Raw genomic sequence first — 22,332 nt, 5'->3', positions numbered from 1 at the left:
AACCCGGGTTCTGACTCCCCACACGCTAGAAAGAAACCGGGTTTTTAGATAATTTTTGCATCTTCATCGAGATTTTGCTAAGAAACCCGGTTTCTGACTCCCCCGGTTTCTGTTCCTCAAATATTTCATGTTATCATAAAATCACTTGAGAGCCGAAGGGAATGACAATGCAAACCCAAGAAAAACCAGCAATCGAAAAGCAACCCCAAACCGAAAAACGCTACTATACACCAGAGGAATATCTCGCATTAGAAGAAAGTGCGATCGACAAAAGTGAATACCATGATGGGGAGATAGTACCAATGACAGGCGGCACAACCAACCACAACAAACTCGCACTGAATTTTTGTCGCAAATTCCCCTTGAGTGTAAATGGTCAAGATTACGAGACATTTATCAATGACGTGCGCCTGTGGATACCCCAAACTCGCCGCTACGTCTATCCCGATATCATGGTCATTCAAGGAGAGCCAGTCTATCGTGAAAACAACAAAACAATTGTTACAAACCCTCTGGTAATCGTTGAGGTTTTATCCAATTCAACCAAAGACTACGATCGCGGTGGTAAATTTCTCGCCTATCGATCAATCTCGGAATTTCGAGAATACATTTTAATTGACCAATACAGCTATCACATTGAACAATTTGCTAAAAATTCTAATGGCAAATGGGTATTAACAGAATATGATTCAGACGAATCTGTATTAACCCTAGAATCCGTAGAATTTCAAATGCCGCTGAGAGAGATTTACGAACGAATTAATTTTGAAGTTGAAGACGAAGAAGTAAACCAGCCAACAAGTGACATTCAAGAATAAGATCGAGTCCGCGCCAACTTGTTCAAACACCGGGTTTGTGTGGGACTTTTTCTCGATCGTGAGCTTTGAGCAAACTCCCCGGATCGGGCCCAGCGGGGATAATGCAGCCGGGATTCAGCGGGAACAAATTGCCGTAATAATCGCGCTTCACAGCCTCCAAATCGCAAGTGCCAGCAACTCCCGGTAACTGGTACAAATCGCGCAGATAAGCTCCCAAATGCTCGTAATCTTCAATGCGGCGCACATTGCATTTGAACAAGCTGTAGTAAACTGCATCAAAACGGAATAGAGTAGTAAAAAGCCGCACGTCTGCTAAAGTCACCCGATCGCCACAAAGATAACGACTCCTCAAGAGCGATCGATCGATCTCGTCTAAAACAGCAAACAATTCACTGCAAGCCGAGTCATAAGCAGCTTGAGATTGGGCGAAACCGCAGCGATAAACGCCGTTATTCACCGATTGGTAAATCTTCTCATTCCACTCGTCAATTTGTTCTCGCAAATCCAGAGGATAAAGATCCATTTGAGGATTGCTAGCAAACTCGTTAAACTCCGAGTTTAGCATCACAATAATTTCCGAACTCTCGTTATTGACGATCGCCCTTTTCAACTCATCCCACAGCACCGGCACCGTACACCGCCCCTGATAGCCCGGTAAAGCCAACTGGTAAAGTTCCGGCATCGTGTTGCAGCCAAAAGTCTCCGACTCCATCACCCACATTCCCCCTTCAGAGGGATAGACAATAGAAACGGATATCGCATCTTCCAGCCCTTTGAGCGCCCTCGTCACCAGAGTGCGGTGCGCCCAAGGGCATCCCGTACCCACGAAGAGGCGATACCGTCCCGCAGCGGGCCCGTGAGGGTTGTCTGGTGCAGTGCTGACAAAGTTGCGGAAACTGCTGCTGGGGCGAATGTATGCTCCCGTGCGATCGGGCGGCGCTAGTTTTGACATCATTAATTGCCACATTGATGTCCAGACAAATTTGCCTAGTTTGACTGTTACGGATGAAGGAAGCGATTTGTTTTTCACAATGCGATTAAAAGAGGTTTGCTAAACATAATCTGCTTATTTTAACTTACTTTGCGATCGAGGGTTTCTTAGTCCGCGCAGGCGGACTTGGTTTGTGTAGTAGCGATTTCAATCGCCGAATCCCTCTTCACAATTTGTTTTAAGTTATAATAATCTACTAAGTCCTTGGCGCTTAACTTAAATTTATGGATTTCACAGGCACATTAAATCAGATCGTCGCCCTCAGCGTTCAAGATCGGATTCGTCTTGTACAAGCAATCTTAGACAGTATAGCGGCAGAACAGGTTCACCCAGACCTCACAGACTTTCAAAAGCAGGAACTCGATCGCCGAATTGATGATTCTGAAGCAAATCCTGATAATGTGCTGACTTGGGAAGAAGTTAAAGCTTCAGTCAAAGCACGAAAATAAACTATGAATTATGCGTTAGTATTCCGTCCAGAAGTTCGTGAAGAAGTTGATGAAGCATACACTTGGTATGAAAGTCAATCGATTTTAGATTTTAGATTTTAGATTTTAGATTAAAGAATTGGAGCATTGACCCCACGGATAAATTCGGGGGGCAAGTTTCATCGGATACAGGTTTTTTATTTCACCGGTCCTGAGTCTGCTTTCGGAATGAATCCGGGGGTTTGTATCCTGGATGCTTTCGGTCAGCAAGTAGGACTTGGTGACGAGTTTTTAGACTGTATTGACGAAATGCTCGATCGAATTTGCCAGATGCCGGAGTCCTATCCAGTTGTCTATCGCGATGTTCGGCGCTCGGTGGTGCGTCGCTTTCCCTATGCTGTGTATTATCGCATTGTATCAAGCCGAGTGATAGTGACCGCCATTTTTCTGGCGTTGCAGAGACCCAACAGCATGGCAAACGCGAACCTAACAAGTTCCCTCGTTACCATGCTCTGCCTTGCTGTTTTCCCTCGCGTGGGAACGACTTTTCTAGTATCTATCCGAGGCTATTTCGCCATAAGCTCGATCGATCAATCGGCGAGCAACCGTCTGAATTCCCGTATGTTCGTAATAATTGGTAGTCATGTCTAAAAACGCCGCCACATAATCCAATTTGTCATCGGTAATATCAATGTATTGCTTGAGATTGCCTAAAACTATAGCGGGAGTTAAGCCGCGAGACTGTACTAAATTGTTCATCCAACCTTGGGCTGAAGCGAAAGTAGTTGTCACAAATCCAAATTTGGCTGCATTATTAGCGCCGGGAATTAGATTGCTGATATTTTGGAATGTTGAGTTTTGCTGCAAGGTTGAAGGATTCAATCCGCCTATGGTATTTTGTGCTACTCTAATGAAGTCCGGGCCGAGGGGAATTAAACCGTCAGCACAAACTAAAGCAGCCATCCGCATCAGAGATTCGTCTTTGTAATGGGATAAATAATTACCAAAGCTTCCCACATTGTTAAGGGAAATATTGTTAAGTTTGCAGTAGGCTATTAGCTCGATCGCCACTTTGACGCACAAGTCGATCGTTTGAGTTGTGTCAGCTTTGGGAGTGAGGCGGTTTAGAAAGGAAAGAAAGCCGATGTTTTCGCCGATTTTATTCGCCATAGCCGTTGCACCTAACGCACTGTCGGCGCTGTCTGCTAACTGGTAAAGCCTGACTACGCCTTGATATGGCTCGTTGGGGTTAGCGTAAAGCTCGATCGCGCGATCGCGAATTTTCCCCACTAATTTGCGCTTTGTTTCCCCTGTCACCGCTTCAATAGTATTATCAAAACCCGTGAGATTATTCCACTCCCCCGGAACCACAAAATCGAGGGATTTGAGCATCATCACAGTGACGCCACCCGACGGCAAATTGTCAACCAATTCCACAATAGATTTGCTCATCACAAACTCCTGAATAGCCCGATTTAAAGTGTTCTTCCAATTACTCCAACTTCGGGAAATCCGATTCCAGATTCCAGATAAATTTCCCAAAACTAAGTAGGTAAGCACAAATAAATATTACACGATAATATCCTGTTTTGCAATCCTCTGTTATTTTCTCTCTTCTCTAACTCAGCGTTCTCTGCGCCCTCTGCGGTTCATTAAAAAAAGTCTTTACCACAAAACATTTGCATTTCACACGCCAGCACAAAGTTAAGTTTCATTATATTGACAAACTCAAAATCCTCGCACTGTGTTAAAATAGATGGCGCAAAATACAAAAACATAAAATATGACGGTTGCAGTTAACAAAACTCCGGGATTAGCCTCGCGTTTAGTAAATGGCGTACTCTCCATCAAGCCTTTGGCTAATCTAGCCAAGCACCAAGCGCGGGAAATGATGATAAAAAGAGCTGAAAAAATCGGAGTGCATTGGCGACAAGAATCGCAAGCACTTTTGGCTCGGAATTGGGAGGCAGAATTGCTCAGCGTTCAAAATCCCGATCTTGTTTACCCGAAATATTATCTAACTTCATTCCACGCTTATGAAAAAGGTAATATGAGTTGGGAATCTGCTACAGAAGTTGAAGTTGCCGCCCGTACAGTTCACGCCACAATTTGGCCGGAAGCGGGTGCAGAAGGCGATGCAAAACTCCGCGCCAGCTATCACGAAGTCATCAAATCTCAGATTGCTTCTTCACCGCGAGATATTGTGGATTTGGGATGCAGTGTGGGAATGAGTACCTTTGCTCTTGGGGAGGTTTACCCGGAAGCGAAGATGACTGGGGTGGAGTTGTCGCCGTATTTTTTAGCAGTTGCTAAATACCGTTCTCAACAGCGAGAATCCCAATCTTTAAATCAAAAATCTCCGACTTGGGTTCACGCGGCTGCTGAATCTACTGGTTTGCCGGCGGCTGCTTTTGATTTAGTTTCTATTTGTTTAGTTTGTCACGAATTGCCGCAGAAAGCTACTAGAGAAATATTCCGGGAAGCGAGGCGTTTGCTGCGTGTTGGTGGACATTTGACAATTATGGATATGAATCCCCAGTCTGAAGTTTATGCCAAAATGCCTCCTTATATTTTAACTTTGCTCAAGAGCACGGAGCCTTATTTGGATCAGTATTTTGGGTTGGATATCGAGCAAGCTTTAGTTGATTCCGGTTTTGCACAGCCGACAATCACTTGCAATACAGTCCGACACCGGACTATTGTTGCTGAGGCAATAAATAGTCCGGTTTGATGTTTGAAAAATGTTTGCGGTCTAATAAAAATTTTAAGTCTATTATACCGCAAATGCGTTACAATTAATAGTTAGCCTGCTTCATCCTATGGCTGAGAAACTTCCAGTAAAGCTATGTATCAGTCTCCGAGGCTCATCAGGAAGCAGTAAAGTGATCGCATATCTAATTGGTCTTGAGTAGTTACAATCAATTATAAATTAACAGGTTACTGCAAATGTCTGAGTTGTCGAGCATTGACAAAGTAAAACTTGAAAAAATGTTTGAGATGGAAGGTGGTTATGTTCTTGATTTTTCAAACATAACTTTCCGGGAATTCATAATTGACAATACAAACATTGACATATCTGACGGCAAGTACGATTACGCTAGCGGCTCTAAAGCTAATCGATTAAAAGCCTTTTGGGCTAAAGAAGCTAACTATATTGTTGGAAAATTAATTTCAGCTTTGTTGGACTATTGGAAAACAAAAAGACTGATAAATCACAGAGAAATAAGCCAAGCCGAGCAAGCCTTGTTTGATGATTGCTATACAATAGCAAAACGACTTAAGCAAGATAGCATTGTTGAAAATATTGATGCAATTCAACCATATTCTACTGACAAAGAGTTTTCTGTATTAGCAAAATCAATAAGGGAAAGTATTCAAAATAATGAGCCAGAAGTAGCATTAGATAGACTGCATACTTATGTGGTGAAGTATACAAGGCAGCAATGCGATAAATATGGAATCAGTTATGACAGGGACAAAGCATTGCATAGCCTTTTTGGAGAATATGTAAAGTATCTAATAAAGAACGGCTTTATTAAGTCACAAATGACCGAAAGGATTCTAAAATCTTCGATTTCAATTCTGGAGTCTTTTAATCATGTTAGAAACGACCAAAGTCTGGCTCATGACAATCCTATTTTGAATTATCATGAGAGTGTTCTGATATTTAACAATGTTTCAAGCGCGATTAAGTTTATAGAAGCCATTGAAAAAGAAAGATCAGAAGTTGACGAACAAGACGAAGTTCAAGCAGAGTGGGATGAGATTTCCTTCTGAAGAGGTTTGCTGTTTTTGTCAATCCGCACCCTAACAATCGTGTTGCAAAAGTTATCGTTCCTATTTACAGGATACCCCATCCTGGTTAAATACTTCCTCGATCTCTAAGTCCGCGCAGGCTGACTTCGTTTGTATAGTTGCGGTTTCAACCGCTAGATGCTCTTTTTACTGAGATTAACATATCGCGCTATGCTACCGTAGATACTTTGTCGTACTCTTCACTGTGTTTTTGCACTGCATCCCAGATATCAACTTTTTGCTGAAGATTAAGCCACAGTTGAGGGCCATTCCCCAACGCTTTCCCAATGCGAATTGCCATATCTACTGTAATTGGTCTTTGACCTAAAACAATTTCGTTGACACTGCGACGGGATACACCAAGTATCTCAGCAAACCTGGTTTGAGTCATTTCAATATCTTCAAGCACATCTGAAATGACCTCGCCCGGATGTACTGGTCTTACTTTCCTCCCTTGAATAATGTCTTTTATGTCTTTCATGCAACTTTCCTTTCGGTTTAAGTTAAATTATTAGATTTTGTTTTATGGGCTAGTGATAATCTTCGAGATATATATCGTATGCGTTGTTATCCTGAAATGTAAAAGTTATACGCCAGTTACCTGATACCTTTATTGACCAAGTTCCCTGTCTATCACCTTTAAGCTCGTGTAAATCATAGCCTGGTATTCTAATATCATCTATAATTATTGCTGTATCTATTACTTCAAGTCTTGCTCTTGTCCTTTTTTCAACTTCTTTAGGAATTCCTTTTGCATTGCCTTCCCTCAATAATCTTTCTAATGCTTTATTTTTAAAAGTTTGTATCATGTGAAATAATCCTTCAATCAAGGCTGAATATCCAGTTCATAGCACTTATATATATTAATTAAAACTTTTTGTAACTTTTGAGATTACTTTACTAATGTAACCTATGAGGTTACAGATGTCAAGCCTAAAATGATTGCAAAAGCAAAAATCGCTCCAATCTAGTAACAGGGCTGGATCTGGGAGAACGAAAAAGTGCTCGTAGCGGCTGAGCTAAGCTGATGGTGTTGGCGGTCAATGACGCTCCAAAACTGGATTCGATCGCAATAGCGGTAGAATTAACACTTAGACAGCAGTCTGAGCTAGAAGATTTTGATAGAACCCTAAAAGAAGGACATCTTCATGAACCCGACAGCCCCCTCTCAAAACGTCATCGATTGTTTGCAGGTAATCTTGGATGCCACTGCATCGAAGAATTACGAGCTTTTTACTACAGTGGGGGATGCAGGCTACAAAGCGAGCATTACACAACAAATGTTTGACGATGTTAGCGAGCAGCTTGCTTCCCGCATGAAAAAGGGATACTCATTTAATTATTTTGGTGAGATAAAACAAGGTAATAGTCCGATTTATTTGTGGAAGCTGAGTTTTGAAGATGGTGGAGATGAATTTGTGGCACACATGACTATGAATGGAGACAAAGTTGCTGGGATTTTCATCGAATAACATATCTTGCTTGATATCATTTCCGGTTACACCGGAATAGTAAATTCCAGTTCACTGTTGACTGTTGACTGTTGACTGTTGACTGTCAACCGTCAACCGTCAACATCATTACGGTGTAACCGGAAATGATATGACAGGGTGTTTCACTCTCATCTAACGCCGATCGCCCACAACCGTTAATCGAAACCGATCGGGCGGCACAAAGGTGATTCCCCGGCGCACCGGACGAATAGGTTGATCGAGATTCGATACAAACTCACGGGAAGACAGCACCGTTGCTAAAACCAGCTTCATTTCAAACATCGATAACGCCATCCCGATGCAGCTTCGACTCCCGCCTCCAAACGGTAAAAATTCAGAGGCGGAAAACTTGCGATCTAAAAAGCGATCGGGATTGAACCCGGCGGGATTTTCGTAGGTTTCAGGGCGACGGTGCGCCAAATAGACACAGGGGATTAAAATCGTTCCCGGTTGATATGTATAGCCTTCGAGTTCGATCGTCCGTTTCACCTTGCGCGGCTGCGAAATTAAGGCAATTGGATAAACCCGCAGCGCTTCCTTGCAGACTGCTGTTAAGTAGGGCGACTGCGAAAGTGCGATCGGATCGGGATTCTCCCCTAATTCATCCAATTCCTTCCGCAACCTAGCAAGGCATTCGGGAAACTGATGCAGCCAGTAAAACGCCCAAGTCAACGCCGATCCAGTCGTTTCATGTCCCAATAACAACAGCGTCATCAACTGATCGCGCAATTCTCGATCGCCGATGGATTCGCCGGTGTCGTCGCGGGCCATCATCAACACCGACAGAATATCCGTGCGAGACGAATCGAGAGAATGCGATCGCCTCTCGGCAATTTCCGCATAAATCAGCGAGTCAATCTCCGCCATCTGCTGCAAAAACTGCCCCCACGGACTCCAAGGCCCCAAATTTTGTTGCAACGGTTCAAAGAAAAATTGTAGGGAGTACAGCTCAGAGGTGATCGCCTCTAAAAGCTTGCTGAGCAATTGTTTCAGGCGTTCGTAGCGCTCTCCCGGCACTAATCCAAACACGACTTGCAAGATTACTTCCAGCGAAATTTCTAACATTTCTTCGCGGACTGCGATCGCATCTGGGGCTTTCCAGTCGATCGTGTGCTTTTGCGTCAAATCAACAATCAAATGCCCTTGACTGTGCAACTGTTCCCGATGCAGCGCGGGCATTAATAGCTGTCGCTGTCGCAGATGTCGCGACCCTTCATTCATTATTATGGATTCATTTCCGACCAGGGGGCGAAATACGTTGGTCACTTTGCCAAACTCAAAGGCATCGGCTAAGGTCGTAAACACCGCCTGAATCGCTTCTGGACTGCCCAGAAACACCACGGGGGGGGAAGCGGGCCCCAACACGCGGGCGGTAAATGTATCGCCGTATTTGGCCGAGTAGCGATCGAAAAATGCGATCGGGTCAGCTACCAGCGAAAGCGTTTGGAACAAAGCAGGAGAACGAGATCCGGTAGGCAGCGTCATTCGATTTTAGATTTTAGATTTTAGATTTTGGATTGACTTGCGCGAGATAAATTCGGGGGCGTGAGGATTTTAGATTTTAGATTTTGGATTGATTCCACGGATAAATCACGTGGCGGGTACCACCTTTGAAATTCGCTTGTCATTGAAAAACTGGCGATACAGCAATATTTCTAGTGTATTATCGATCGACCTTGCAGCCTGAAATTTATCTGCGATCGATTGCGAAGGCAAGTAGCAAAAATAGTAATGCTATCGAGATCGATCGCAGATTGTATGGCTAGCTTCCCAGCCTAAACTGCTAAAAGTTGTAGTTTTAGATAAAATGGATGCTAGCGATCGTGTGTTTGGCTTTCTGCTCACGAAAATCAAATGACCGAAAGCATCCAGGATACCCGCCACGTGATTCATTCCGAAAGCAGACTCAGGACCGGTGAAATAAAAAACCTGTATCCGATGAAACTTGCCGAACGTATTTATCTCGCGCAAGTCAATGCTTCAATTCTTTAATCTAAAATCTAAAATCTAAAATCTAAAATCTAAAATCGATTGACTTTGGGATACAATTGTTGTAAAAGCTGGTAGCCAGTTGGCTAAATTTGTTATGACATTAACATCCCGTGTTGTTCATAGCGACCCCGATATTCTGGGGGGAACCCCTGTTTTTGTTGGGACTCGTGTACCAATGAGAACCCTACTTGATTATCTTAAGGCTGGTGATTCATTAGAGGTATTTCTCGACCATTTCCCTAGTGTCAGTCGAGAACAGACAATTGCAGCTCTTGAATTAGCAAAGGAAATGCTGACAGCCTATGCGAATCCTGCTTGATGAATGTGCCCCACGACCTTTAAAACGTGAACTTGCTGATTACGAGATACGCACAGTTGTTGAAATGGGATGGTCAGGAAAGAAGAACGGTGAATTGCTGCTGCTTATGAGTCAAGAAGGCTTCACGATTCTGCTCACCACAGATCAAAATTTGCGCTATCAGCAAAACTTGCAGCAAGCTGGAGTTGCAGTCGTTGTTCTTGTAGCATCGAGCAACAGGCTTCCTGATTTACTTCCTCTGATACCAGATGCTCGTAACGTGTTGAATACCATTACTCCGGGGGAAGTGATTGAAGTCGGAGGTTATTAAAAGTTCTCTAGGCGACGCAGCAAAACAACGCCCATGCACCCCACCGCACAGAGGTTATGTGTTGGGAACGGAGGTAGTCTGCGGCGGGTAATTAACACCGTTAGATCGCTCTATTCCTGCGAGGGTGGGTTCGCAGATTGTACGGCTAGCTTCCCAACCTAACATGACTGTTTTACGCTCTACTCCCCAGCCATAGCCACCGATTTCTCCAGATTCTCGAATGACTCGGTGACATGGAATTAGATAGCCGATAGGATTGTTACCGATCGCATTTCCTACAGCTCTAGCAGCAGTTGGGCGTGCTACCATTTGAGCTATAGTTTGATAGGTCGCGATCGCACCAAATGGCAATTTCAAAAGTGCTCGCCAAACTTGAATCTGAAAGTTAGTGCCTTTTACCAAGAGCGTTAGTGCTTTTTGCTCGCTGAGAGTTTCTGAATTGAAAATCAGGTCACGCAATGATTGAGTGGCTTGCTCATCACGAATGATTTCAGCATTTTTCCAGGTCAATTGCAGTCTTTGTGCGGCGTTTTTTTCGTTTGTTGTATCCAAGAAATAAAGATTACAAATACCACGGGCAGTTGTCGCGATTAGAGATGTGCCAAAAGGGGTATCATGAATGCCATAGCGAATTTGTAAACCTGCTCCGCCTGCTTTGAACTCCCCTGGTGACATTGCTTCTAAGTTCACAAATAAATCGTGCAATCGTCCGGGACTCGATAGTCTCACGTCCAATGTTAGGTCGAGAAGGCTTTTAGTCTGAGTGATTTTTGACTTGGCATATTCAACTGTCAGATATTGCAAAAACCGCTTGGGGCTAATGCCGGCCCATTGAGTAAATAGCCGTTGAAAATGATATTCACTCAGTCCTATGTGTTGGGCCACAGTTGCCAGATTGGGCTGGTTCAGGTGGTGTTGTCGCATAAAGGCGATCGCCCGAGCAATCCGGTGATAATCTTCGCTAGCATAGACACTCGCATTCTGCATCGAAATCATCTAGTCTAAGTCAAGGGAATTTTGATGTTTCCTTACTTTAGCGATAGAGTAGGCTCAAAGCCACCCGTTTCTTGCGGTGAATGCAGCCAGTCAGCCGATTTTAGATTTTAGATTTTAGATTTTAGATTGAAGAGATTGAAGAGATTGAAGAAAGCGACCTCATTGCTAAACCCGGGGGCTTGCGATTTTAGATTTTAGATTTTAGATTGAAGAGATTGAAGAAAGCGACCTCCTATCGTTTCCGGTTGGGTGGGAATGATCGAGTCAAGGTCAATAATTCCACATTCCCCCACGGATCACTCCCCACTCCCCATCATTCCGGTGTTACCGGAATTGATATCACCCTCCGCGCAACTGCGTCACCAAGTGAACTAATTCGGGTAAAATTAGCTTTTCCACAGCTAGTTTCACGCCATTGCTAGAGCCCGGAAGAGAAAAGACTAACTTGCCTTGATACACGCCTGCAACAGCGCGAGAGGCGATCGCCCTCGAACCAATTTCTTGATAGCTCAAAAACCGAAATATCTCCCCAAATCCCGGTAAAATCCTGTCAAGCAAACTCTCCATCACATCATAGGTCGTATCTCGGGGAGCGATGCCCGTGCCGCCGTTAAAAATGATTGCATCCACATCTTCACGCTGGGAAAAAGCCTGCATTTGCAATACAATTTTTGCCGCATCATCTTTAACAACAGTGTAAGCTACCACAGAGTGACCCGCATCTTTTAGCAGCTTCTTAGTTAACAAGCCGCTAGTGTCTGTTTCAGCAGAGCGCGTGTCGCTAACAGTAATGATAGCGCAATTTACGGTTATTTTAGATAAGTCGGGGTGAGGAATTTGCGTCATATAACAGATGTTGAAGGAAAAAGCAAGAAGCAAGAAGGAATCAGGAAAAGGGAAAAGGGAAAAGGGAAGAGGGAAGAAGTCATTAGTTAGTTGTGATTTGTTCGTTGTTAGTTATTCATTATCAAATAATTAATAACCAATAATATCAAATCCGTTAGCATCGGAATAGTAAATTAGAGTTCACTGTTGACGGTTGACTGTTCACGGCGTCAACAGTCAACCGTCAACAGTCAACATCATTCCGGTGTTACCGGAAATGATATAACCAATGCCCCATACCCCATGCCCCATGCCCTATTCCCATCAATTATGCCTTGCTAAATCCTAAGCCGTTTGATTCCGAGTAGCGTTCCATGAAACGCATAAATCGATCCCATTCTTCGGGACTTCTCATTAGATAAAGAGCTTCCAAACCAGCAGGCTGACCGTTGATGAACTTAGCCTTAACCTCGCGAGTGAGGAGTTCGCCTTCGTCGTCGATCATGTACATTCCAGTAATGTCTTCGGTACTGGTGCTGCTGAGAGCTTTGGGATTTTCAAAGATAAACGTGGCAGTGCCTTGAGCTCCCGTTTTAGAACGGGTTAGGCGCACTTCGGGTACAGCATCTTCGTCTATACCCCGAGAGAATTGAATTTTAGCCATAATCTGACAGTGGAACCTTAAGGATTGCTTAATTTCTTAATGTTTAATCATAAAACGATTCGGGTACTCGCAAATCAAGACTTGGGAGAGTGGGAGTGGCCGAGAGTTGGCGAGAGTGGGTGAGAGTGGGAAATCGGAGACAAGGGAGAGGGGAGATGGGTTGGTTCTTCTGAGATATTGCACCATTCTCAATAATCCTTTCAGGGCGGGCAGGATGCCCACCCCACAAGAAAATCTACTCTTTGTGGAACAGGCCGGAAAGCCTGTTGAGCGAGAATGGTGCAAGATGTGAGTTCTTTGTACCCCAAGTTATCCTCTCCCTTCTCTCCCAATTCCCTTAGACGATGTAAGGAGAGTTAATTGGCTCGGCCCGCTTTGTGGCTACCAGAGTTTGGTAGATGAGGGCGGATATCTCGCCGCGGGTGATGTCGTGGGCGGGGGAAAGCTTTTCGCGCGCGGGATAGTTGACCACGAGTTTGCGCTCTGTGGCGGTTGCTATCTCGTCGGTGGCAAAACTGGGAATCTGAGATCGATCGACATAAACGCTCAAAGAATTGGGGTTGCCGCCCGCCCACTGCAAGCCGTTTACCAAAGAAACGATCGCCTGAACTCTAGTCAAATTCTGCTCCGGGCGAAACGTGCTGTCTGGATATCCAGCCAAAAAGCCAGCTCGATTAGCTTGGTCGATCGCTCCCTTGGCCCAAAAATCCGCCGCCACATCCTTAAAAACCGTCGCCTCACGGCGCGGCACCAATTCAAACGCCTTCGCCAACATAGCCGCATACTGAGCTCTAGTTACAATCTCGTAAGGTTGAAAAGTGCCGTTGGGAAACCCGCTAACAATATTCATCTTTGCCAAGCGATCGATAAAATCCTTAGCCCAATGCGTGTTGGTGTCGCTGAACTGTAGCCCGCCAGGAGTCGGAGTTGCCGTCACATTGCCCAAATCAAATAAACCTTTCATCCGCGAAGAATTGAGCTGATTTCCCACCGCAGAAATCTTAACCCCAGTCGCGTTTTGCAAGTCTAATTCACCGTTATTCTGAAAAATATTGCCGCCCAAATCTTGAGCAGTACCAATATCTGGCAGCGACTTCCCCACCGCAGTCAAACCGTCTTCCGTATTTTTTTCGATGCGATTTTTGCGTAAAATCGGCTTAGATTCCCCTGCTAAAACTATACCGGAGCGATTTTCCAAAATTTGGTTATCAGCAATCAAAGGAGCCGACTGAGCTTGCAGAGAGATGCCGAAACCCGTCTTTTGAAAAATATTGCGCCGTATTACTCCCTTAGCAGTTCCCGCCATAATTACGCCAGCGGCTGAGTTTTCCACAAATATGTTGTCGAGAATCGCAGGATTAGCAGTGCCCGTGGCAAACACGCCTTCGCCCTTGCAAAGCGTGAAAGTGCAGTTAGCCACAGTCTGAGAAGTTGACTCAATCCAGACTCCCGTGCCGCGACTATCAAGATTAGTGACAGTTACTCCGCGCAATTGGGAATTAGTTGCTAGTAGTATGGTGATATTTTGGCTTGCAGCGGTGGGACTGACAAATTTGCCGCTTCCTTGAATTAGAGTGCCGGTACCTTTGTTAGTTTCATTGCCAATAACTTTTACTCCCGATGGAATTTCCAAGGGGAATTTTTCGCCGCTAGCAGCGCTGTAAGTTCCCGGTGATAACTGAATCGTAGTTCCCGACGCAGCGCGGGCGATCGCGCGGGCTATAGTTTTGAATGGGGCTGATTGGCTGCCGACTGCGGAATCCCTGCCTGTTTGCGGGTTGACGTAAAGTGTTGTCATGTTTTTGTTAAAGAGATAATTGGCGATCGAGCTTTTGTGCAATTTTCATTGTCTGTGAACTTGACCCTGGATCTATATTCACCTTTGATTGCGGAGATTATTTAATTGCACGATATCCGCACCATCACCCATCAGGAGTGGCAACCGCAAGGGGATTCGCCCTACAAAAGACTGTATTTTTCGTTCCCAGCAACAGCAGAACCAGACTTATTTAAGAAGTCCCGGATATAGGGATACTATTTTTTCCAGATGTTGCCAAAACCACTAAAATTTCGATCGCCTCCACCGGAAAATCGAACGTTTTGCTGTCATATTATGTCCGGTAGATTCCCTCCGCTTCGCTTCGCCCAAAATCAGGTAGGGGCGGGTTCACCAACAATATCTGCCAATAATTAACAATCTCAAAAACCCGCCCCGGCTGGGATATTATGGTCAATCGATCGGACATGATATCATGTACGATCGAGCGAGATTCCCTTGCCAAAAACCTTAACCGCTTCAGCCAAATCAGTTTCACCCATTAAAATGCAGCGTCTTAGCAAATCGATATCCAGCGTTTCCAATCCTGACAGTTGACTCTGAATTACTTGCTCGTAGCCATCTTCCCGGAGATGATACAGTCGCAGCGTGCCATCTTCCCAAAACCAGATTTCAGGCACGCCCAAAGCTCGATATTTTGGCAACTTGCTCAGTCCACCGCTAGTATAAACTACCTCGATCGACAAATCGGGAATCAACTTAGGTTCTCCCAAACAAAACGATTTGTCTGCTTGAGTAGAAGCTTCTCCCGCTTTCTCCTGAGTCATTGAACCAGATGGGTAAAACTTAATACCTTGTTGCAGCAGAAAAGTGGTCACTAAGTAACCAATGATTTCCGAAAAATTTTCGTGTTGGAATCCCGGCATCAGAATCTCGATCGCCCCTGCAAAAAAAGACAACTTTATGCCAGGAGAATTTTCCGAAACCTTCTGGATTAACTTGAATTGCTCCCAAGTGCCGTTGAGCACCACTCGCCCATCGAAAGTTTCCCGATCGAGAATTTGTGTCATTGAGCTACACCATTATCTCTTATGGGGATTATAACGCATTGGGCGATCGCTCCTAAAGAATCTCCATACAGCAATTGTAGCTTCAGAATCCGAACAGTTCTTTCTAGTTCCCAGGCTCTTCCTGGTAACGCATATTCCAAAGCTCTGTCTCGCCTTAATTCCCAGTCAATTTCACAATACAAGACGCATCCAAAACCACTACAATTTCATTCTGAAAAACAGCACAGCTTGTCATTGCTGAAGGTAAAGCGGGAATTTTCCCTTGTTTGAGAGAAAGCATCGCCTGCGGTGTAGAATCAAAGTCATCGATCCAGCCGTAGTCCTCTACATAATCAAGAGTCAAAGCATTGCGATCGAGCATCCAAAAATCAACTCCATATTGATTAATAAAATTTTGCAATACAGCTCGATCGGGAGTGTATTGAGCGCGAATTAAATCGTTAACTCGCTGCCGATATTTGCTGTAGTAGCCTTTCTGATACGGCACTGCATATTCCTTTGCCACCAGAACAGAACGCTGACTAAAGGTTGGCAAATTATCAGTCTCTGCCGCGATTGAAGCAATCAAGATATCTTTAGGTTGTTGCTCAAAAAATTTGTACAAACCCGGCATTTTACCTTCTACATACCCGACTGTGGGAAAATTTTCGACCAAGCAGGGATAAAGAACAACGGCGATAGCGATTGTGGCTGTCGTAATTAGTGCAACGATTTTTTTTACATCAAATGTTGTTGCGCTTTTTAATGCCAAATGACCGACTCCATCGATAATTAAAGTTAGGGAAATCGCACTTATAAAAACAATAATAAATCGCAAACTGTATGCCGTATAACGACCCGGTTGATACAGCTTAAAAATGGTAGCGTGAGCCGCAAGAAACATCGCCGAGGATGCTAAAAATAGCTGAAGCAAAAGCCAAATTTGGCGTTGAATCTGATTGGCTAAGGGAAAAGCCGATCGCAAAAACAGCAGTAGCGGAAATAACAATCCGACACAGTGAGTTACAGGTGTAAACAGCGACTTGGGAAACATCCCGCTGCCCCGCCCTGTCAACCAATAATCTTTGGGGTTGGGACGAAAAAAAGCATTTCTGCCGTCTGGTGCAAATTCGCCCATTTGCTTCGCTTCTGCTGCGGTATAAGTTGGGCCAAATTCCGAGTTATCTAAGGCATAGGGCAGCATTACTAAAAAGATTAGTCCTAAACCTGTACTGCAAAATAGGTAATTTGTTCGATCGCCCGACAAGCGCAAACTGCCCTTTTCCCAGCATAGCAGGCGCAAAACTAAAATTCCAGCAGCAACCAAGGCGTAAGGAGGATAGAATAGTCCGATAAGCGCGATCGCCCCTAAACAAGGCAGCAAGGAACTGCGCGATAAATAATATAAAAAAGCCAGAAATATCGGATAGATAAAAGCTCTTGGCGTTGTGGAAGCCAAATCATCGGTCATCCACATATGCTGATTTAACAGCAAAGATGCAATAAATCCAGTCATCGGCACTGGCAGCATTTCTAGGCAAAGGCCAAAACAGTAATAAGTGGAGATTAAGCCGAGAAATAGTGGCAATATTTTGTGAAATAATAGCGGGTGAATGCCAATTGTTGCGGCTAATTTGTAGAGCGTGCTGTATCCTGCGGGGGCGACTGATTGAAAGTAATTAGCAATGAAATCGTTGGGGAATAATTCACGATCGACAAACCGCATCATCCAGAAAACGTGCTGTCTGGCATCATCTTGCACGATATACTGCCCGCTGAAGGCTTGCTTGAGTCCTAAAATAGCATAAACTGTGGCAAATGTCAAGCTCAGAGTCAAGCAAAATCTTGTGTGCGATCGCGATGTGCGATCGACTGTAGCAGTCAGAAATTTGTGCAACCGAGCTATTAATACCATTTGAGATTTTAGATTTTAGATGTTAGAATTGGGAATGACTGATTTTGACAAGTAGGATTATATTATGCCAGGTCAATTACCCCTAATAAAAAGTGTTTGCCGTAAGGAATAAAGTCCTCACGACAAACCGCTTTATTTTCAACTTTGCCCTATTTTAGATTATTTTCCAGCCCGCACACCCGCAATTTTAAGGCGAATCCGATACAGACTTGTACTTCCGGTAATATAAAGCGTTTTGCGATCGCTTTCTCCCCAAGCCAAATTAGTCGCCGTCTCAGGTACAGAAATCTTGCCCAAAAGCTTGCCATCCGGCGAAAAAATCCACACTCCCCCCGGCCCGGTGCTGTAAACATTCCCCTCTACATCAACTTTTAAACCGTCGGGTACTCCGCTTTGACTGGTATCTTTTAACTCCGCAAAAAGCCGCTGGTTGGTAACAGTTCCGTCTGGTTTTACATCAAAAACGGCAATGTATCCGGCTTCCGAATTGTTGACATAAAGTTTTTGCTCGTCTGGTGAAAAAGCGATGCCGTTCGGCAGCACCAAATCCTTAACCAGCAGAGTTAATTTTCCGTCGGGTGTCAGCCTGTAAACACCGTAAAAACCCAATTCTTCCTGGTCTTTACTAACACCGTAGGACGGATCGGTAAAATAAATGCTGCCGTCGGATTTAACCACCAAATCGTTCGGGCTGTTGAGCCGCTTGCCCTCGTATCTATCCGCCAATGTGATAACTTTGCCGTCCTTTTCCGTGCGGGATACGCGGCGATTTTCGTGTTCGGCAGTAAGTAAGCGGTTTTCTTTGTCTAAAGTATTCCCGTTGGCTTTTCCCGAGGGGCGGCGAAATACCTCAACTTGCTGATTTGAGCCAAATTTATAGATAATATTGGCGGGAATATCGCTGAACAGCAAAAAGCCGTCTGGATGCCAAATCGGGCCTTCTATAAATTGGAAATCGCTAGCTACTTTTTCTAATTTCGCACTGTCATCAAGAATATCTTGCACGGCGTTTTTTTTCTCCCTGTTTTCCGTCTGGGCCGTCAACTTTGTTAAGTTACCCCTAAGTTTTTTGCTGGGGCTGCTGACAGCTAAACTTAATACTATCAACAACAAACTAATTGTAGCAATTTTGACTGTCATGTTTGCTCATAACTGAATTACTTCCTTCATACTATAAGATTACCTATCTCCTTCTTTACTTCTTCCTTTTTTATTTCTGTGCGACAAGAGCGCTACCGCGCCGCTTCACTAACACGTCGAAAGCGGTTAGTTAACTCACTATTTTGATAAAAAAAAGATAAGTTAGAGCGGTATGAGATTAGATAAAACCGTATGTAATATCATGTCCGGTCGATTAACCTAAATCAGGTAGGGGCGGGTAAACCTGCCAATATCTGCCAATAATTGACCATCTCAAAAACCCGCCCTGCTGGGATATTATGGTCAATCGATCGGACATGATATCACCCAAAAATTAAGCTCGAATTTTCGAGCTTAATTTTATTTAACTTAAAAGGTTTCACCTGTCAACTATTAAGCAGGAAATGAAACAAATAGCGCCGCAATACCGATCGCGATCGCACCGATACCCATGACAAAAGACCAGAAGCGGTGATAACTCTTAACCGTCGTACCGCTATCGCTTTCAAGCTGAATCAAATCCATCCAAGGTGCAACACCCCGGCGGAACCAACCCAATGCGCTAACATCCATCCCAATCAAACTTTTAACCCGTTTCATGCCAAACAGAAAATTACCAATTGGGCCAAAACGAGAAGCATATCGCAGATAAATCATTCCCGTTCTATCTTGCAATTTCAAATCAGAACCAAACGCATAACCCGCATCGCCGCGACCAATTAATTCGCCTTGCAGTTGCGCCGGTTGACCCCGCAAAGGACTTGCGTAAGGGTCAGACATTAAGGTTAAAACATCTAAGTGTTCTGCTTGTTCGTAATTGGGGAACATCACCAAAGTCTTGAGCAAAATTCCCACGCCCAAACCGATTAAAGGACAAGAAATCATCATCATCTGGTTTACAGCATACAGCGCAATGCCGATCGCAAAACCCACCGCTAACCCCAAAGTTTCTGCACTGTACAGCAGTACATCGAACACAAAATTGCCGTACAATTTCCGCTTGCTCAAATCGTTGCCTTCGCCGACAATTCGGCCCATATCAAACTCAATATCCAAGCCTAATTGTTCGGCATAAGTGCTCAAAGCGCGAACTCGTTTACCAGTCAGCGGGTGAGTCGAGTTCAACTCCATCCACCAACCCCACGGATTAAACATATCCCACAAAAACACTCGCCCAATCTTTTCTGGTTCCGAAGAAATCCGGTAAGCAGTCCCAGTAGATGTGGCAGCTTTGGCATCGTAAATGCCTAAAGCGCGAGTTCCTTCTAATAAGCTGCTGGGTTCTGTTGCTCCTTGTCCTTCTTCCAAAATACCGTAAGCAATTTTTACCAAAGCGCGAGACAAAGCATTGGGGTTGCCAGTAGTTTCGGCAGCAAAATGGTCGGCAAAATATTCTCGCGTCCGCGACAAATACAGCAATAAATAAGTGCCAGCGATGTAAAACAAATAAGCAACAGCAGCTACCGTACCGGCCGCATCTTTAGCTTTGCTGCCACCACTTCGACCCATCCTTTGAGCTGTAGTGTAAATTAAATAAGTAATCTGCACCAAAGTCGAAGCTAAGGTCATTACTGCAAAGTCCCAGTGGACGATGTGACCGAGTTCGTGGGCGTAAACAGTCGCAATTTCCTCGTCGTCTAAATAGGTGAAAAGACCTTGACTGACGACTAAGCGAGCGCTGTTGGGAAATGAACCGTAAGTAAAAGCAGTAGGGTTTTGGTCGTCGATAATTCCTAAACGCGGATAAGAGAGTTTTTTCTGCTTGCAAACCTTCTGAATAACTTTAGCTGTTTCGGGACTTAGGCTTTCTATTTCTGCTAGGGAAACCCAGCGAGTATGGTATAGCCAATTTTGGGTTAAGTCCATCAAGTAAGGCGATAGGAAAAAAGCAGCGATGTTGAAAATTAGAGTTATGGGAAGTGCGATCGCCAATCCGGCGACTGGATCGGGGCTGTTGAGAATCAAAACAGAGGCTAAAGATAGCGCTAACACCATACCAAATAGCATGGTAATGGTGACGCCGGAAGCTAAAACAAGATTTCCGCCAGTTTTCTGTATCAGTTTAACGCCGGCTTTGCGCGATCGCCCTGCCTTGCGTAAAGGGGCATGAGATGACATAATAATCTCCAAAGGTTATTGACAAATGGAAATGCTCGTGGGATTTTATCTATACTTCACTGTTTTAACCTGTTAATGCCGATTACTGTAAGGGGTCTCAACAAAAATATAGAATTTCCTTGAGAATTGTTAAAACTGAAAACCGCCCCGAAATTTATTTCTGGGGATTCAATTCAAAACTCAAAACCCAAAACCCAAAACTATTTAAAATTTACTGCCATGTCTATTATTGAAATTGCCCAAAAAACGCGCGTATCTGCTAGAAAATTGGCAGTTTTGTCCGCAGATGCCAAAAATCAAGCTATTGAGGCTATTGCGAAAGCTTTAGAAGCTGCTGCGCCGGATATTTTGGCAGCGAATTCGGCTGACTGCAAGGCGGCAAGCGCGGATGGAATAGCGAAACCGCTGTACGATCGCCTCAAGTTGGATGAGAGCAAGTTGAAAAGTGCGATCGCAGGCGTGCGCGACGTTGCGATCCACAAAATCGGCTGAAAAAATACAACCCAGGCACGGAAGGCGTTTGGGGATGTACCCGTTGTTACTACTGCAACTGGGTTTGTCCGATGGAAGTTGCGCCGATGGATCAAAGAGGTAAGATTAAACAAGAGATTATCGGGCGCAAAGATGACCACGCCAGTCGATCGATTCGCCATCGGAAAGTCTGAATCAATAAAGAATTACGATTTTAGATTTCACAAATCCTAATCCTTGCATCCCAAATCTCAAATCCACGGCACGTCTTGGTCAAATACCATCTGTGTATCATCAACATAAGATTGGCAATTGTGGGAAATTCTAAACCTTATTTAATAGCAAAAAAGGAGTTTCGACAGTGATGAAAAAAAACATTAAAGTTATTGTCACTAAGATTTACGATATATTCTTTGCAAGTATAGTAAATTTTGCTATCACAAGATACATGGAGACAGACTTTCTCTATAAATACTTACTTTACGGAAATGAAGAACGCTTGCAAATTGCTAAAACCGCTGTGGTAAACAATGCTACTTTTAACACAATTTCTGGCACTATCCAAATAGGAGAATATGTATTTTTTGGATTTCATGTTGTAGTGTTAACAGGAACACATGATTATAATAAATTCGGACGTGAAAGACAGATAACGGTTCCAGGTGTTGGAAAAGACGTAATCATTAAGGAGGGAGCTTGGCTGGCTAGTAATGTTACTGTTATTGGCCCTTGTATAATTGGAGAACATTCAGTGGTAGCTGCTTGTTCTCTTGTTAATAAGGATGTACCGCCTTATACTATTGTCGCTGGAATACCTGCTAGAGTTATCAAAAAAATTACCCCCCCTTCCAATACCGATCAAACGGTCGGTTAATAACCAGTTGTATTGGGAATTAAAGTGTTGAGTGAGAATCAGTCCTGAAGGAACTCTGACTCTCGGAAACCGGGTTTTTAAATCTTAAGTAAACCCACCGAAAACAACACAATATCCAGATACCCGACTTCTTCAAAAAGTCGGGTATCTAAAAAAAGACAATTTTACCATTTTAAAAGAACTAAATCAAATCTTAAGCAGGAAATGACACGAAGAGAAGTGCAATACCGATCGCGAGGGAGCATCTCATATTTGTAAAAATACTTCTTCTGGCTCCTTCCTTCTTCTGGCTCCTTCCTTCTTCTGGCTCCTTCCTTCTTCCTCTTTCCTTCTGCCTCCTGCCTCCTGCCTCCTGCC

Annotated in this window: 21 protein-coding genes and 2 pseudogenes; 10 read left to right on the top strand and 13 right to left on the bottom strand. The window is 44.1% G+C overall.

The genetic code is table 11. The annotated features are described in order from the left end of the window. The first annotated feature begins 167 nt into the window (after positions 1 to 167). Positions 168 to 818 (top strand): Uma2 family endonuclease, encoded by a 651-nt coding sequence (locus QT990_RS22540; protein WP_333143713.1) that lies wholly within the window; start codon positions 168 to 170, stop codon positions 816 to 818. Positions 819 to 840: 22 nt separating this feature from the next. Here the strand turns inward: QT990_RS22540 and QT990_RS22535 are convergent, their stop codons facing one another. Then, positions 841 to 1,785: a glutathione S-transferase C-terminal domain-containing protein gene (locus tag QT990_RS22535; RefSeq protein ID WP_333465774.1), complete on the bottom strand. Its 945-nt coding sequence runs from the start codon at positions 1,783 to 1,785 to the stop codon at positions 841 to 843. A 248-nt stretch (positions 1,786 to 2,033) separates the two neighbouring features. On the opposite strand from QT990_RS22535, the gene QT990_RS22530 reads away from it, so the two are divergent. Beyond that, a complete protein-coding gene (locus tag QT990_RS22530; RefSeq protein WP_333143700.1) occupies positions 2,034 to 2,258 on the top strand; it encodes an addiction module protein in 225 nt (74 codons plus the stop codon). 528 nt (positions 2,259 to 2,786) lie between these two features. Here the strand turns inward: QT990_RS22530 and QT990_RS22525 are convergent. Beyond that, entirely contained in the window at positions 2,787 to 3,689 is a 903-nt protein-coding gene (locus QT990_RS22525; RefSeq protein WP_333143699.1) for a hypothetical protein, read from the bottom strand. Between the two features lie 331 nt (positions 3,690 to 4,020). Between QT990_RS22525 and QT990_RS22520 the strand changes: the two genes are divergently transcribed. Both QT990_RS22520 and QT990_RS22515 read left to right on the top strand, forming a co-directional pair. Further along, the gene (locus tag QT990_RS22520) at positions 4,021 to 4,968 is read left to right on the top strand and encodes a class I SAM-dependent methyltransferase (RefSeq protein ID WP_333465767.1); all 948 of its coding nucleotides are present in this window, start codon (positions 4,021 to 4,023) and stop codon (positions 4,966 to 4,968) included. Between the two features lie 215 nt (positions 4,969 to 5,183). Beyond that, positions 5,184 to 6,014 carry an abortive infection family protein gene (locus tag QT990_RS22515; RefSeq protein ID WP_333143697.1) on the top strand — a complete coding sequence of 277 codons (831 nt, stop codon included), beginning with the start codon at positions 5,184 to 5,186 and terminating at the stop codon, positions 6,012 to 6,014. A gap of 187 nt (positions 6,015 to 6,201) precedes the next feature. Here QT990_RS22515 and QT990_RS22510 read toward each other — a convergent pair whose 3' ends face one another. Both QT990_RS22510 and QT990_RS22505 read right to left on the bottom strand, forming a co-directional pair. Then, positions 6,202 to 6,513, bottom strand: a complete 312-nt coding sequence (locus QT990_RS22510) for a HigA family addiction module antitoxin (protein ID WP_333143696.1) — start codon at positions 6,511 to 6,513, stop codon at positions 6,202 to 6,204. Positions 6,514 to 6,562: 49 nt separating this feature from the next. Further along, positions 6,563 to 6,862, bottom strand: coding sequence for a type II toxin-antitoxin system RelE/ParE family toxin (locus QT990_RS22505; protein ID WP_333143695.1), 300 nt, complete (start codon positions 6,860 to 6,862; stop codon positions 6,563 to 6,565). Between the two features lie 318 nt (positions 6,863 to 7,180). Here QT990_RS22505 and QT990_RS22500 point away from each other — a divergent pair, with 318 nt between their 5' ends. After that, positions 7,181 to 7,504: a hypothetical protein gene (locus QT990_RS22500; protein WP_333143694.1), complete on the top strand. Its 324-nt coding sequence runs from the start codon at positions 7,181 to 7,183 to the stop codon at positions 7,502 to 7,504. Between the two features lie 153 nt (positions 7,505 to 7,657). Here the strand turns inward: QT990_RS22500 and QT990_RS22495 are convergent, their stop codons facing one another. Continuing rightward, positions 7,658 to 9,010 carry a cytochrome P450 gene (locus tag QT990_RS22495; protein WP_333143693.1) on the bottom strand — a complete coding sequence of 451 codons (1,353 nt, stop codon included), beginning with the start codon at positions 9,008 to 9,010 and terminating at the stop codon, positions 7,658 to 7,660. A 601-nt stretch (positions 9,011 to 9,611) separates the two neighbouring features. Here QT990_RS22495 and QT990_RS22490 point away from each other — a divergent pair. Together QT990_RS22490 and QT990_RS22485 are read left to right on the top strand one after the other, a co-directional pair. Further along, on the top strand, positions 9,612 to 9,836 hold the full coding sequence (locus QT990_RS22490) for a DUF433 domain-containing protein (RefSeq protein ID WP_333041786.1): 225 nt from the start codon (positions 9,612 to 9,614) through the stop codon (positions 9,834 to 9,836). Between the two features lie 64 nt (positions 9,837 to 9,900). Continuing rightward, the gene (locus QT990_RS22485; RefSeq protein WP_445252056.1) at positions 9,901 to 10,146 is read left to right on the top strand and encodes a hypothetical protein; all 246 of its coding nucleotides are present in this window, start codon (positions 9,901 to 9,903) and stop codon (positions 10,144 to 10,146) included. Between the two features lie 54 nt (positions 10,147 to 10,200). On the opposite strand, the gene QT990_RS22480 is transcribed toward QT990_RS22485, so the two are convergent. The 8 genes from QT990_RS22480 to QT990_RS22445 all read right to left on the bottom strand — a co-directional run bounded on the left by QT990_RS22480 (position 10,201) and on the right by QT990_RS22445 (position 20,630). Continuing rightward, complete coding sequence (locus QT990_RS22480) at positions 10,201 to 11,133, bottom strand: methylated-DNA--[protein]-cysteine S-methyltransferase (RefSeq protein ID WP_333143691.1); 933 nt, start codon at positions 11,131 to 11,133, stop codon at positions 10,201 to 10,203. A gap of 348 nt (positions 11,134 to 11,481) precedes the next feature. After that, positions 11,482 to 11,988 carry a MogA/MoaB family molybdenum cofactor biosynthesis protein gene (locus QT990_RS22475; protein ID WP_333057061.1) on the bottom strand — a complete coding sequence of 169 codons (507 nt, stop codon included), beginning with the start codon at positions 11,986 to 11,988 and terminating at the stop codon, positions 11,482 to 11,484. Positions 11,989 to 12,295: 307 nt separating this feature from the next. After that, positions 12,296 to 12,631: a photosystem II reaction center protein Psb28 gene (gene psb28 / locus QT990_RS22470; protein WP_333143690.1), complete on the bottom strand. Its 336-nt coding sequence runs from the start codon at positions 12,629 to 12,631 to the stop codon at positions 12,296 to 12,298. A gap of 337 nt (positions 12,632 to 12,968) precedes the next feature. Next, the gene (locus QT990_RS22465) at positions 12,969 to 14,429 is read right to left on the bottom strand and encodes a DUF1565 domain-containing protein (protein WP_333465766.1); all 1,461 of its coding nucleotides are present in this window, start codon (positions 14,427 to 14,429) and stop codon (positions 12,969 to 12,971) included. 452 nt (positions 14,430 to 14,881) lie between these two features. Beyond that, positions 14,882 to 15,478, bottom strand: a complete 597-nt coding sequence (locus QT990_RS22460; protein WP_333143688.1) for a Uma2 family endonuclease — start codon at positions 15,476 to 15,478, stop codon at positions 14,882 to 14,884. 154 nt (positions 15,479 to 15,632) lie between these two features. Continuing rightward, on the bottom strand, positions 15,633 to 17,372 hold the full coding sequence (locus tag QT990_RS22455) for a hypothetical protein (RefSeq protein ID WP_333465765.1): 1,740 nt from the start codon (positions 17,370 to 17,372) through the stop codon (positions 15,633 to 15,635). Positions 17,373 to 17,531: 159 nt separating this feature from the next. Continuing rightward, complete coding sequence (locus QT990_RS22450; RefSeq protein WP_333465764.1) at positions 17,532 to 18,512, bottom strand: SMP-30/gluconolactonase/LRE family protein; 981 nt, start codon at positions 18,510 to 18,512, stop codon at positions 17,532 to 17,534. A gap of 393 nt (positions 18,513 to 18,905) precedes the next feature. After that, the gene (locus tag QT990_RS22445; protein WP_333465763.1) at positions 18,906 to 20,630 is read right to left on the bottom strand and encodes a zinc metalloprotease HtpX; all 1,725 of its coding nucleotides are present in this window, start codon (positions 20,628 to 20,630) and stop codon (positions 18,906 to 18,908) included. 219 nt (positions 20,631 to 20,849) lie between these two features. Here QT990_RS22445 and QT990_RS22440 point away from each other — a divergent pair. The 3 genes and pseudogenes from QT990_RS22440 to QT990_RS22430 all read left to right on the top strand — a co-directional run. Beyond that, positions 20,850 to 21,101 (top strand): annotated as a pseudogene (locus QT990_RS22440) (glutamate-5-semialdehyde dehydrogenase); the annotation flags it as partial. An 8-nt stretch (positions 21,102 to 21,109) separates the two neighbouring features. Next, positions 21,110 to 21,292, top strand: a pseudogene (locus QT990_RS22435) (succinate dehydrogenase/fumarate reductase iron-sulfur subunit); the annotation flags it as partial. A gap of 173 nt (positions 21,293 to 21,465) precedes the next feature. After that, positions 21,466 to 21,975, top strand: coding sequence for an acyltransferase (locus QT990_RS22430; RefSeq protein WP_333311114.1), 510 nt, complete (start codon positions 21,466 to 21,468; stop codon positions 21,973 to 21,975). Positions 21,976 to 22,332: the final 357 nt, after the last annotated feature.

The sequence above is a fragment of the Microcoleus sp. T3_B1 genome (genome assembly GCF_036700445.1).
Classification (GTDB): Bacteria; Cyanobacteriota; Cyanobacteriia; order Cyanobacteriales; family Microcoleaceae; genus Microcoleus.
Note: the sequence above shows the minus strand (reverse complement) of the source record. Positions and strands in the feature narration are given on the sequence as shown.

Excerpts from the sequence above, each read along its gene's own strand:
- QT990_RS22465 (WP_333465766.1), bottom strand. The coding sequence starts at position 14,429 with ATGACAACACTTTACGTCAACCCGCAAACAGGCAGGGATTCCGCAGTC.
- QT990_RS22515 (WP_333143697.1), top strand. The coding sequence starts at position 5,184 with ATGTCTGAGTTGTCGAGCATTGACAAAGTAAAACTTGAAAAAATGTTT.
- QT990_RS22510 (WP_333143696.1), bottom strand. The coding sequence starts at position 6,513 with ATGAAAGACATAAAAGACATTATTCAAGGGAGGAAAGTAAGACCAGTA.
- QT990_RS22430 (WP_333311114.1), top strand. The coding sequence starts at position 21,466 with ATGAAAAAAAACATTAAAGTTATTGTCACTAAGATTTACGATATATTC.
- QT990_RS22540 (WP_333143713.1), top strand. The coding sequence starts at position 168 with ATGCAAACCCAAGAAAAACCAGCAATCGAAAAGCAACCCCAAACCGAA.
- QT990_RS22500 (WP_333143694.1), top strand. The coding sequence starts at position 7,181 with ATGAACCCGACAGCCCCCTCTCAAAACGTCATCGATTGTTTGCAGGTA.
- QT990_RS22495 (WP_333143693.1), bottom strand. The coding sequence starts at position 9,010 with ATGACGCTGCCTACCGGATCTCGTTCTCCTGCTTTGTTCCAAACGCTT.
- QT990_RS22530 (WP_333143700.1), top strand. The coding sequence starts at position 2,034 with ATGGATTTCACAGGCACATTAAATCAGATCGTCGCCCTCAGCGTTCAA.
- QT990_RS22525 (WP_333143699.1), bottom strand. The coding sequence starts at position 3,689 with ATGAGCAAATCTATTGTGGAATTGGTTGACAATTTGCCGTCGGGTGGC.
- QT990_RS22535 (WP_333465774.1), bottom strand. The coding sequence starts at position 1,785 with ATGTGGCAATTAATGATGTCAAAACTAGCGCCGCCCGATCGCACGGGA.
- QT990_RS22460 (WP_333143688.1), bottom strand. The coding sequence starts at position 15,478 with ATGACACAAATTCTCGATCGGGAAACTTTCGATGGGCGAGTGGTGCTC.
- QT990_RS22455 (WP_333465765.1), bottom strand. The coding sequence starts at position 17,372 with ATGGTATTAATAGCTCGGTTGCACAAATTTCTGACTGCTACAGTCGAT.
- QT990_RS22490 (WP_333041786.1), top strand. The coding sequence starts at position 9,612 with ATGACATTAACATCCCGTGTTGTTCATAGCGACCCCGATATTCTGGGG.
- QT990_RS22445 (WP_333465763.1), bottom strand. The coding sequence starts at position 20,630 with ATGTCATCTCATGCCCCTTTACGCAAGGCAGGGCGATCGCGCAAAGCC.
- QT990_RS22475 (WP_333057061.1), bottom strand. The coding sequence starts at position 11,988 with ATGACGCAAATTCCTCACCCCGACTTATCTAAAATAACCGTAAATTGC.
- psb28 (WP_333143690.1), bottom strand. The coding sequence starts at position 12,631 with ATGGCTAAAATTCAATTCTCTCGGGGTATAGACGAAGATGCTGTACCC.
- QT990_RS22520 (WP_333465767.1), top strand. The coding sequence starts at position 4,021 with ATGACGGTTGCAGTTAACAAAACTCCGGGATTAGCCTCGCGTTTAGTA.
- QT990_RS22450 (WP_333465764.1), bottom strand. The coding sequence starts at position 18,512 with ATGACAGTCAAAATTGCTACAATTAGTTTGTTGTTGATAGTATTAAGT.
- QT990_RS22485 (WP_445252056.1), top strand. The coding sequence starts at position 9,901 with ATGGGATGGTCAGGAAAGAAGAACGGTGAATTGCTGCTGCTTATGAGT.
- QT990_RS22480 (WP_333143691.1), bottom strand. The coding sequence starts at position 11,133 with ATGCAGAATGCGAGTGTCTATGCTAGCGAAGATTATCACCGGATTGCT.